We start from the raw sequence: 9,721 nt of genomic DNA, 5'->3' as shown, positions 1-9,721 counted from the left end.
CGCGTAGCTGGCCGTGGAGAGCTTTTACGACAGCCTCTAGCCCTTATCTCCACCCCCTGTCAAGGAACACCGCCCCGGGAAGCCCCCGGGGCGGGTCGCGGCCGGGCCCTAGAGGTCCAGGAGGACGGTCTCCCCCTCCAGCCGGGCGGGGAAGACCTTCACGGGCTTTGGGGCCGGGAGGGTCTGCCGCCCCGTCCTCAGGTCAAACCGGGCCCCGTGCCGGGGGCAGACGATGGCCCCGTCCTCCACCTCCCCCTCGTGGAGGGGGCCGTCGTCGTGGGTGCAGACGTCCTCGAGGGCGAAGACCTCCTCCCCCGTGTAGAGGAGGAGGATGGGTTTCCTATGCTCGGGCCGCTTCACCACCAGGCGGCCTTCCCGGAACTCGCCGAGCTTGGCCACAGGAGTCCACATGCTCGCTGCCTCCACCTTGGTCAGGGGCTTAGATGCGCACCTTCTCCTCAATGATGGCCTCAATGTGGGCCCTTAGCGCCTGCAAGGGGATGCGGGTGAGGACGTCCGCCAGGTGGGCCTTGACCAGGAGCTCCTGGGCGAGGCTTCGGGGCAGGCCCCGGGACTGGAGGTAAAAAAGCTGCATCTCGTCCACGGGGGCGGTGGTGGAGCCGTGGGTGCACCGCACGTCGTTGGCCCCGATCTCCAGCTGGGGGATGGAGTCCACCCGGGCCGTGGGGGAAAGGAGGAGGTTCCGGTTCGCCTGGTAGGCGTCCGTCTTCTGGGCGCCCTTTTCCAGCCGGATGAGGCCGGAGAAGACCGCCCGGGCCTCGTCCTTCACCGCCCCTTTGTAGAGGAGGTCGCTTCGGGTGTGGTGCGCCACGTGGTGCTGCAGGGTGTAGTGGTCAAACTGCTGGCGCCCGTGGCCGAAGTAGAGGCCGAGCATTTCGCTCTCCGCCCCCGGGCCCAAAAGCTCCGAGGCCACCTCGCTCCGGGCGTAGGCCCCGCCGAGGTTCACCACCAGGTCGTTGAGGCCTGAATCCCGCTCCAAAAGGGCCCTTTGCCGGTGGAAGTGCCACACCCCCTCGCCGAAGGTCTGGACGTGGGCGTGGCGCAGGCGGGCCCCGGGCCTTAGGACCATCTCCGTGGCCGAGAGGTGGAGGGTGGGGGGGAGGTCCAAGGAGAGGTACTCCTCAATGTAGGCGGCCTTGGCGTTGTCCTCCAGGAAGAGGAGGGTGCGGCCCGCCGAGGCCTTTTCGCCCTCCAGGAGCACCTTGAAGACCCCGAGGGGCTTTTCCACCTCTAGCCCTTGGGGCACGTAAAGAAAGGCCCCGTGGGTGAAGAAGGCACTGTTCTTGGCGGCGAACTTGTCCTCGGTGTGGACCGCCTGGAAGAGGGCGGCCTCCACCTTTTCCGGGTGGGTCTTCAGGGCCTCGGCCAGGGAGGTGAGGACGAGGCCTTGCTTCCTAAGCTCCTCCGGCACCTCGGCGTAGGCGAGGTCCGGCCCCACGAAGACCAGGAAGGCCGAGACGTCCGTCCGCTCCAGGCGGCGCTTCACGGGCTCGGGGAGCTCGTCCCGGGAAAGCCTTAGCCCCTTGGGGGCCTCGGGCGGTAGCTCCAGGGGGGCCTCGGAGAGGTCGGTGTACCGCCAGTTCTCGTCCTTCTTGCTGGGGTAGGGGAGGCGGGCGAAGGCCTCGAGGGCCTTTAGCCTCCTTTCCCGCACCCAGGCGGGCTCGCCCAGGGCCTGGGAGAGGGCCTCCACTTGCGCCTTGTCCAGTACCTGCATCCTGCCTCCTTGCGCGGGGAGGGGGGAGGCCCAAAGCCTCGCCCCCTCTGCCAGGCCTCTTAGCCTACGGAGCCCTCCATCTCCAGCTCAATGAGGCGGTTGAGCTCCACGGCGTACTCCAAGGGAAGCTCCTTGGCGATGGGCTCAATGAAGCCGCGCACGATGAGGGCCGCGGCCTCGTCCTCCTTTAGGCCACGGGACTGGAGGTAGAAGATCTGCTCGTCGTTGATCTTGGAGACCGTGGCCTCGTGGCCCACGTGGGCGGTCTCCTCCTCGATCTCAATGTAGGGGTAGGTGTCGGTGCGGCTTTCGGGGTCAATGAGGAGGGCGTCGCACTCCACGTTGACCTTGGCGTGCCGGGCCCCCTCCATCACCTTCACCAGGCCGCGGTAGCTCGCCCGGCCCTCCCCCTTGGAGATGCTCTTGGAAACGATGGTCCCCGAGGTGTGGGGGGCGGCCAGGATGAGCTTGCCGCCCGTGTCCTGGTGCTGGCCCGTCTTGGCGAAGGCGATGGACAGGATCTCGCTCCTCGCCCCCGGCTCCAGGAGGTAGCTGGAGGGGTACTTCATGGTGACCTTGGAGCCCAGGTTGCCGTCCACCCACTCGTGGAAGGCCTCCCCGTAGACCAGGGCCCGCTGGGTCACCAGGTTGTACATGTTGGTGGACCAGTTCTGGATGGTGGTGTAGCGGCTCCGGGCCCCCCGCTTCACCACGATCTCAATGACCCCGGTGTGGAGGCTTTCCGTGGAGTACATGGGGGCGGTGCACCCCTCGATGTAGTGCACCTCCGCCCCCTCGTCCACGATGATGAGGGTGCGCTCAAACTGGCCGAACTCGGGGGTGTTCACCCGGAAGTAGGCCTGCAGGGGGAGCTCCACCTTGACCCCGGGGGGGATGTAGACGAAGGAGCCCCCGGACCAGGCGGCGGAGTTCAGGGCGGCGAACTTGTTGTCCTCGGGGGGGACGACCTTGGCGAAGTGCTCCTTGAAGAGGTCCTCGTACTTCTTCATCCCCTCCTCAATGGCCACGAAGATGACCCCCTGGCGCTCAAGCTCCTCCTTGACCCGGTGGTAGACCATCTCCGAGTCGTACTGGGCCCCCACCCCGGCGAGCACCTTGCGCTCCGCCTCGGGGATGCCCAGGCGCTCGTAGGTCTTCCGGATCTCCTCGGGGATCTCCTCCCAGCTCTTGGCGTCCCGCACCTCGGCGGGCTTCACGTAGTAGACGAGGTCGTCCAGGTCCAGGCCCGAGAGGTCGGGGCCCCAGGTGGGCATGGGCTTCTTCTGGAAGATCTCAAAGGCCCGCAGGCGGAACTTCAGCATCCACTCGGGCTCCCCCTTGTGGTAGCTGATGGCCTCAATGACCCTCCGGGTGAGGCCCCGCTCGGCCACGAAAACGGGCTTGACCTCGTCTATGAAGTGGTACTTGTACTCCTCCCCTAGGGTCTTCAGGTCGGTTTCGTTCATGCGCCCTCCTTTACCCTCTCCTTAAGCCACTCGTACCCCTTGGCCTCCAGCTCCAGGGCGAGCTCGGGGCCTCCCGTGGCCACCACCCGGCCGTCCATCAGCACGTGGACCCTGTCGGGCTGGATGTAGTTGAGGATGCGCTGGTAGTGGGTGATGACCAGGGCGCCGAAGTTGGGTCCCCGCATGGCGTTCACGCCACGGGCCACCACCTTGAGGGCGTCAATGTCCAGGCCCGAGTCGGTCTCGTCCAAGACGGCGTAGCTGGGCTCGAGGACCAAAAGCTGCAGGATCTCGTTCCGCTTCTTCTCCCCGCCGGAGAAGCCCTCGTTAAGGTAGCGGGAGAGGTAGCTCTCGTCCCAGTCCAGAAGCTCCAAGGCCTTTTTCACCTTGGTCCAGAACTCCGCCACCCCCACCTCCCGGCCGAGCTTGGCCTGGAGGGCGAGGCGAAGGAAGTTGGCGATGGTCACCCCGGGCACCTCCACGGGGTACTGGAAGGCGAGGAAGAGCCCCTTCCTGGCCCTCTCGTCGGGGGAGAGCTCCAGGATGTTCTCCCCGTCCAGGAGGACCTCCCCCCGCTCCACCTGGTACTCGGGGTCCCCGGCCAGGATCTTGCCCAGGGTGCTCTTCCCGGCCCCGTTGGGGCCCATGAGGGCGTGGACCTCCCCCTTGGGGACCACGAGGTTCACGCCCTTGAGGATGGTTTCCCCGTCAATGGAAGCCCAGAGGTCGCGGATTTCTAGCTGGTTCATCTTTCCTCCTGAGGTCGGGCCGGACCCTTACTGCGACCCGTTCGCAGTAAGAGTATACCGCCTTTCCCTCCCAAAGTATAGTGATTTAGTCGGGATTTGCCAGGTGGAAGCCCAGGGCCTCGGGCAGGGCCAGGGGGGTGGGGGGGAGCCTTTCCCCGAGCTCCGGGCAGAAGCGGCCCAGGGCGCGGCCGAGCTGGAGGCGGAAGGCTTGGGGGAGAGGGCCTTGCCGCGCCTCGAGGAGCTTCTGCCAGGCCGCCTCCCGTTCCCCCAGGCCCCAAAGGGCCAGGACCTCCACCGCCCGGGCCTGGGCCAGGAGCCCGGGGTCCTCCGGGGCCGGAAGGGCTACGATCTGGGCCAGGGCCTCCCCCAGGCTTCCCTCCCGGACCAGGGCCTCGGCGTAGCCCAGGCGGGCCTGGGCCCTTAGGTAGGGGTTTTCCAGATTCAGGAAGGGCTTGAGGAGGGCCTTGCCCTCGGCGGGGGGGAGGAGGAGGGCGAGGAGGCTTGCGGTGTCCAGCCTGAGGGCGGTGTAGCGGTCGGTGGGCTCCTCCGGGATCTCGCCCAGGAGGCTGTCCAATAAGCGCTGGGCCTGGTGAGCGGAAAGGCCTCCCAGAAAGGGAGGGCGGTAGGGCTGCCCCGCCTCCAGGAGGAGGTAGGCCGCCCCCAGGCGGAAGAGGGTGCGCAGGTGGCGGTAGCGGGCCTCCTTGGGGCGCTCGGGGGTGGTGCGGAAGTAGGCCTCGGCGGGCACCAGGTAGGCGAGGGCCTCAAAGGGCCGGCCCCGGGCGGCCTCGAGGATGCCGGCCTCGCTTCGCACCCGGGCCTTCGTGAAGGGGTCTTCCGCCTCCCTCAGGGCTTTTTGGATGGCCTCCTCCGCCTTCTCGTAAAGGCCCAGGCGCCTGAGGAGGGTGGCGTAGCGGGCCCGCACCCGGGCCACCTCGTCCTTGGGGGCCCCGGCCTCCTCCAGGGCCTTGAGGCCCTCCTCCATCCGGGCCTTGGCCTCGAGGCGGCCTAGCCGCATGAGGAGGTCCCCCATCTGGTAGCGGGCCCGGCCCAGGAGAAGGGCGTCGTGCCCCACCTGGGCCAGGGCCTCCAGGGCCTCGCCGTAGCGCCCCAGGTCCTTGGCCACCAGGCCCCGCCAGAGTTGCACCCGATCCCGGAGGAAGGGGGCCACGGGGAGCGCCTCGGCCTCGGCCACGAAACGGGCGGCCCTCTCGTAGTCCCCCTTCCACCGCTCCACCGCCGCCATCACCAGGAGGCCTTCCGCCTGGGCGGTCTCGTCCAGGAGGGGGAGGTCCTCCTTGGGAGGGAGGAGGCCTTCCGCCTCCTTGTAAAGGGCGGCGTCCGCCTTGGCCTCGGCGGCCTTGATCCGGGCCCAGGTGCGCAAGGAGGGGTTTTGGGATTCCGAAAGCACCTTTAGGGCGGCCTCCGCCTCGGGGTGGGCGTACTGGCCGAGGACCGCCCGGTAGCGCACCACCACCCCCGCCAAGGCCTCCAGGTCCTCCCGCGGCCAGGCCTGGGCCTCCTCCCAAAGCCCGGGGAGGAGGGCGAGCCGGGCGGGGTCTTCCTGGATAAGATCCAGAAGGACCCCCCGCTCTCCGGCCTTCCGGGCGTGGTAGAGCTTGCGGAAGGTGTTCTCCCGGGGAAAGTGCTCCAGGGCCAGGCGGTGGAGCTCCCTGGGGGCCTCCTCGGGGAGGAGGCTCCTCAGAGCGGGGCGCACCAGGCCTTCCCCCACCCAGTCCAAAAGGGCCCGTTCGGCCTGGGAGAGCCTTTCCAGGGGTTTGCCCAAGGCCCTTTCCAGAAGGGCGAGGGGGAAGGCGGGGTCCGCCTCGGGGCTGAAGGCGGCCAGGATCTGGAGGAGGGGCTTGAGGGCGGGGTCGTCGTGGATGAGGGTCCTGGGGTCGTGCTTGGCGGCCTCCAGGAGCACCAGGCGGGAAAGCTCCCCGAAGTTGCGCCCCGCCTGGTTCACCAGGGCCTCGAGGCGCTCCGGGGGAAGGTGGGGAAGCCTCTCCCGCACGAAGCGCCGGGCCTCCTCCCGGCTGGGCGGGGAGAGGGGCTGGTAGGGAAGGGTAGGCGGGGCCTCCGAGAGGGCGGCCAGGTAGGGCACCTTGAGCCTCCGGAGGAAGGGCTCCAGCCAGGCGGCAAGCCCCTTCTGGCTCCCCTCTGGGCCCCTAAGGGGCAGGCCCTCCAGGGTGCCCTCCGCCTCGGCCCGGAGAAGGAGGGGCCGGCCTTCCCCGTTCAGCGCCTGGGCCAGGAGGGTGAGGACTTCCTGTTGCAGGGCGCCCTGAAGGGCGTAGGGCTGGGTGGGGGAGAGCTGGGCCAAAAGCCCCCGCACCTCCTCCCCCACCCCCAGGGCCTCCGCCAGGGGCACCAGGGCCTGGGCCACCTCCCCTCCCAGGTTGAGGAGGTGGGGCTCCTGGTGGGGGAGGGCGGAAAGGGCCCGGGCCAGGGCGGAGAGGAGCACCCCCTTGCCCGTGGCCGGCCCCCCCACCACCACCATCTGGGGCCTTCCCCCCGTTTCCAGCTCCTTGAGGAAGCGGCGGAAAATGCGGCGCTTGTCCCGGCCCAGCACCTTGCGGGCGCTTTCCAGGAAGAGCTCCGCCGGCGGGGGCGGGGGCTCCAGGCCCGCTTCCCGGTACAGGTCGGCGATGAGCCCGTAAAGCCGCTCCTTCTCCTCGGGGCTTCCCAGGTCCTTGTAGAGGATGTTGCGTACCGTCCCCGCCCGGCCTCCCCGTTCGGCCATGAGGGCCTCGAGCCAGCGCAAGGACCCCCTTTTCCCCCGGTGGTCCTGGCCTTGGAGGTGGGGACGGAGGGCTTCCAGGTAGCGAAGCCAGGGTGTAGAAGCTTCGCGCATGGTATCTACACTTTAGCCGAGCGGTGTGCCGATTGGCAACAAGGCTTCAAGGATGGGGTACTTCTTCGCAAGGGCAAGGGCCGCCCCTTCGGGGGGCGGCCCGGGAGAAAGGTCTTTAGTGAACGGGCTCGTTGAACTGGGCCTCCTCGGTGGAGCCCTTGAGGGCCAGGGTGGAGGCCTCCCCCTGGGTCAGGGCCAGGACCACCTCGTCGAAGTAGCCCGCCCCCACCTCCCGCTGGTGCTTGACGGCGGTGAAGCCCTGGGCCTGGGCCAGGAACTCCTTCTGCTGGAGCTCCACGAAGGCGGGCATGCCCCGGGCCTTGTACCCCTTGGCCAGCTCCCAGGTGTAGTAGTTGAGGGTGTGCCAGCCCGCCAGGGTGATGAACTGGAACTTGTACCCCATCTCCCCCAGCTCCCGGTTGAACTTGGCGATGGTCTCGTCGTCCAGGAACTTCTTCCAGTTGAAGGAGGGGGAGAGGTTGTAGGCGAGGAGCTTGTCGGGGAACTCCTTCTTCACCGCCTCGGCGAACCTCCGGGCCTCCTCCAGATCGGGCTTGGAGGTCTCCATCCAGAGGATGTCGGCGTAGGGCGCGTAGGCCAGGGCCCGGGCGATGCCGGCCTCAATCCCGTTCTTGAAGCGGTAGAAGCCCTCGGGGGTGCGCTCCCCGGGGACGATGAAGGGCCGGTCGCGCTCGTCAATGTCGCTGGTGATGAGGGTGGCGGCCTCGGCGTCGGTGCGGGCGATGATCGCCGTGGGCACGCCCATCACGTCCGCCGCGAGTCTCGCCGCCTGCAGGGTGCGGATGTGCTGGGATATGGGCACCAGGACCTTGCCCCCCAGGTGGCCGCACTTCTTCTCGCTGGCCAGCTGGTCCTCGTAGTGGATCCCGGCGGCCCCCGCCTCAATCATGGCCTTGGTGAGCTCAAAGACGTTCAAGGCCCCCCCGAAGCCCGCCTCGGCGTCGGCCACGATGGGCACGTACCAGTCCCGGCTCACCTTGCCCTCGGCGCGCTCAACCTGGTCGGCCCGCATGAGGGCGTTATTGATGCGCTTCACGATCTGGGGCACGGAGTTATAAGGGTAGAGGGACTGGTCGGGGTAGGTTTGCCAGGCCAGGTTGGCGTCGGCGGCCACCTGCCAGCCGGAGAGGTAGATGGCCTCGAGGCCGGCCCGCACCATCTGCACCGCCATGGCCCCGGTGTAGGCCCCGAAGGTGTGGATGTAGGGCCTCTCGTGGAGGAGCCGCCAGAGCTTTTCCGCCCCTCGCTTGGCCAGGGTGTGCTCCACCATCACGCTCGGGCGGAGCCGCACCACGTCCTCGGGCCGGTAGTCCCGCCGGACGCCCTTCCAGCGGGGGTTTTGCTCCCACTCCTGGCGAAGGGCTTCGGCCTCCTGCCGCATCTCCGGGCTGAGCATGCTTAAGGGTTCCATGGACCACCTCCGACCCTCAGTCTGGAGGCGGGGAAAACCTCGGTGTAAGGTGTAAGCCCGCGGGCTTCACACCCCGAGCGGGTGTACCCGACCTTGGACTACACCTTAGCGGACCTGCTGGGCGGCGATGAGGAGGGGGTCCCAGACGGGGCTAAAGGGCGGGGCGTAGGCCAGGTCCAGGGCCAAGAGGTCCTCCACGGTCCCTTCCCGGTGGAGGAGGGCGGCCAGGGCGTCTATGCGGAGGGCCCCGTGCCCAAGGGCCACCACCGCACCTCCCAGGAGCCTCCCCGTCCCTTCCTCAAAGACCAGTTCCACCCAGAGGGGCTGGCTTCCCGGGTAGTAGTGGGCCCCGTCCCGGCTCTGGATGAAGACCTTCTTGGCCCGGAACCCCTCCTTGAGGGCCCCTTCCAGGGAAAGCCCCGTGGTGGCCACGGCCAGGCCGAAGGCCTTGAAGATGGCGGTGCCCGCCACCCCCTGAAAGCGGGCCTCCTTGCCGGCGATGACGCTTCCCGCGGTGCGGCCGTGCTTGTTGGCCACGTCCCCCAAGGGGAGCCAGTAGGGGCGCTTCAGGACCTGGTGGAAGCTTTCCGCCACGTCCCCGGCGGCGTAGACCCCTTCCAGGTTGGTGCGCATCCTTTCGTCGGTGGCGATGGCCCCCGTGGGTCCGAGGGCCACCCCCATGGCCCGGGCGAGCTCGGTGTTGGGCCGGATCCCCGTGGCGAGGAGGACCAAGTCGGCGGGCACCACCCCTTCCGAGGTCTCCACCGCCTCCACCCGGCCCTGGCCCCTCAGGGCCTTTACCTTGACCCCGGTCCAGACCTCCACCCCGTGCCGCTCCAGCTCCTCCTTGAGGAGGGCCCCCACCTCGGGGTCAGCGTGGGGGAGGGGGCGGTCCTTGGCCTCCAGAAGGGTCACCTCCAGGCCCCGCTTGCGGAAGGCCTCGGCGGCCTCGAGGCCGATGTACCCCGCCCCCAGGATGGCGGCCCGCCTGGCCTGGGGAAGGGCCTTAAGAAGCCTCGCCCCATCCTCCATGCTCCTTAAGGCGTAGACCCCTTCCTGCTCCGTGCCGGGGATGGGGGGAACGGTGGGCCTTGCCCCTGTGGCCAGGACCAGGTGGTCAAACCGGTCCTGGAAGGTCCTTCCCTCGGCGTGGTCGTGCACCGTCAAGGTGCGAAGCTCGTAGTCCACGTCCACCACCTCATGGCGGGTGTGGACCAGGACCCCCTGCTTCCGGAACTCCTCGGGGGTGCGGGCCACCAGCTTTTCCAGCCGGGGGATCTCCCCGGAAAGCACGTAGGGCAGGCCGCAGGCCCCGTAGGAGACCCACCCCGACTTCTCGTAGACCACCACCTCCAGCTCGGGGTTTTCCCTTTTGGCCTTGGCGGCGGCGGAGGTCCCGCCCGCCACCCCGCCCACGACCACCATCCGCTTGCCCATGGGGGGTATTGTGCCACAAGGGCCGGGGGTCAGATGTCCTTACGTGGTATTCTA

General features: G+C 68.6%; 7 protein-coding genes. All 7 read right to left on the bottom strand.

What is annotated here, in order from left to right; translation table 11 throughout:
- Nucleotides 1–108 precede the first annotated feature (108 nt).
- The 7 genes from ABJK26_RS01410 to ABJK26_RS01380 all read right to left on the bottom strand — a co-directional run bounded on the left by ABJK26_RS01410 (nucleotide 109) and on the right by ABJK26_RS01380 (nucleotide 9,667).
- Nucleotides 109–411: a Rieske 2Fe-2S domain-containing protein gene (locus tag ABJK26_RS01410; RefSeq protein ID WP_347240414.1), complete on the bottom strand. Its 303-nt coding sequence runs from the start codon at nucleotides 409–411 to the stop codon at nucleotides 109–111.
- 28 nt (nucleotides 412–439) lie between these two features.
- Complete coding sequence (sufD, locus tag ABJK26_RS01405; protein ID WP_347240413.1) at nucleotides 440–1,735, bottom strand: Fe-S cluster assembly protein SufD; 1,296 nt, start codon at nucleotides 1,733–1,735, stop codon at nucleotides 440–442.
- 59 nt (nucleotides 1,736–1,794) lie between these two features.
- Nucleotides 1,795–3,201: a Fe-S cluster assembly protein SufB gene (gene sufB, locus ABJK26_RS01400; RefSeq protein ID WP_347240411.1), complete on the bottom strand. Its 1,407-nt coding sequence runs from the start codon at nucleotides 3,199–3,201 to the stop codon at nucleotides 1,795–1,797.
- On the bottom strand, nucleotides 3,198–3,950 hold the full coding sequence (sufC, locus tag ABJK26_RS01395; protein WP_347240409.1) for a Fe-S cluster assembly ATPase SufC: 753 nt from the start codon (nucleotides 3,948–3,950) through the stop codon (nucleotides 3,198–3,200). Before sufC ends, sufB begins: the two co-directional genes overlap by 4 nt.
- An 85-nt stretch (nucleotides 3,951–4,035) precedes the next feature.
- Nucleotides 4,036–6,798, bottom strand: a complete 2,763-nt coding sequence (locus ABJK26_RS01390; RefSeq protein ID WP_347240407.1) for a hypothetical protein — start codon at nucleotides 6,796–6,798, stop codon at nucleotides 4,036–4,038.
- Nucleotides 6,799–6,913: 115 nt separating this feature from the next.
- Nucleotides 6,914–8,230: an isocitrate lyase gene (gene aceA, locus ABJK26_RS01385; RefSeq protein ID WP_347240406.1), complete on the bottom strand. Its 1,317-nt coding sequence runs from the start codon at nucleotides 8,228–8,230 to the stop codon at nucleotides 6,914–6,916.
- Nucleotides 8,231–8,335: 105 nt separating this feature from the next.
- On the bottom strand, nucleotides 8,336–9,667 hold the full coding sequence (locus ABJK26_RS01380; RefSeq protein ID WP_347240404.1) for an FAD-dependent oxidoreductase: 1,332 nt from the start codon (nucleotides 9,665–9,667) through the stop codon (nucleotides 8,336–8,338).
- Nucleotides 9,668–9,721 lie beyond the last annotated feature (54 nt).

It is taken from the genome of Thermus sp., assembly GCF_039793865.1.
Lineage (GTDB): Bacteria > Deinococcota > Deinococci > Deinococcales > Thermaceae > Thermus.
The sequence above is the reverse complement of the archived record's forward strand: the minus strand, read 5'-3'. Positions and strand labels throughout refer to the sequence as shown.

Excerpts from the sequence above, each read along its gene's own strand:
- sufB (WP_347240411.1), bottom strand. The coding sequence starts at position 3,201 with ATGAACGAAACCGACCTGAAGACCCTAGGGGAGGAGTACAAGTACCAC.
- ABJK26_RS01390 (WP_347240407.1), bottom strand. The coding sequence starts at position 6,798 with ATGCGCGAAGCTTCTACACCCTGGCTTCGCTACCTGGAAGCCCTCCGT.
- sufC (WP_347240409.1), bottom strand. The coding sequence starts at position 3,950 with ATGAACCAGCTAGAAATCCGCGACCTCTGGGCTTCCATTGACGGGGAA.
- ABJK26_RS01380 (WP_347240404.1), bottom strand. The coding sequence starts at position 9,667 with ATGGGCAAGCGGATGGTGGTCGTGGGCGGGGTGGCGGGCGGGACCTCC.
- ABJK26_RS01410 (WP_347240414.1), bottom strand. The coding sequence starts at position 411 with ATGTGGACTCCTGTGGCCAAGCTCGGCGAGTTCCGGGAAGGCCGCCTG.
- sufD (WP_347240413.1), bottom strand. The coding sequence starts at position 1,735 with ATGCAGGTACTGGACAAGGCGCAAGTGGAGGCCCTCTCCCAGGCCCTG.
- aceA (WP_347240406.1), bottom strand. The coding sequence starts at position 8,230 with ATGGAACCCTTAAGCATGCTCAGCCCGGAGATGCGGCAGGAGGCCGAA.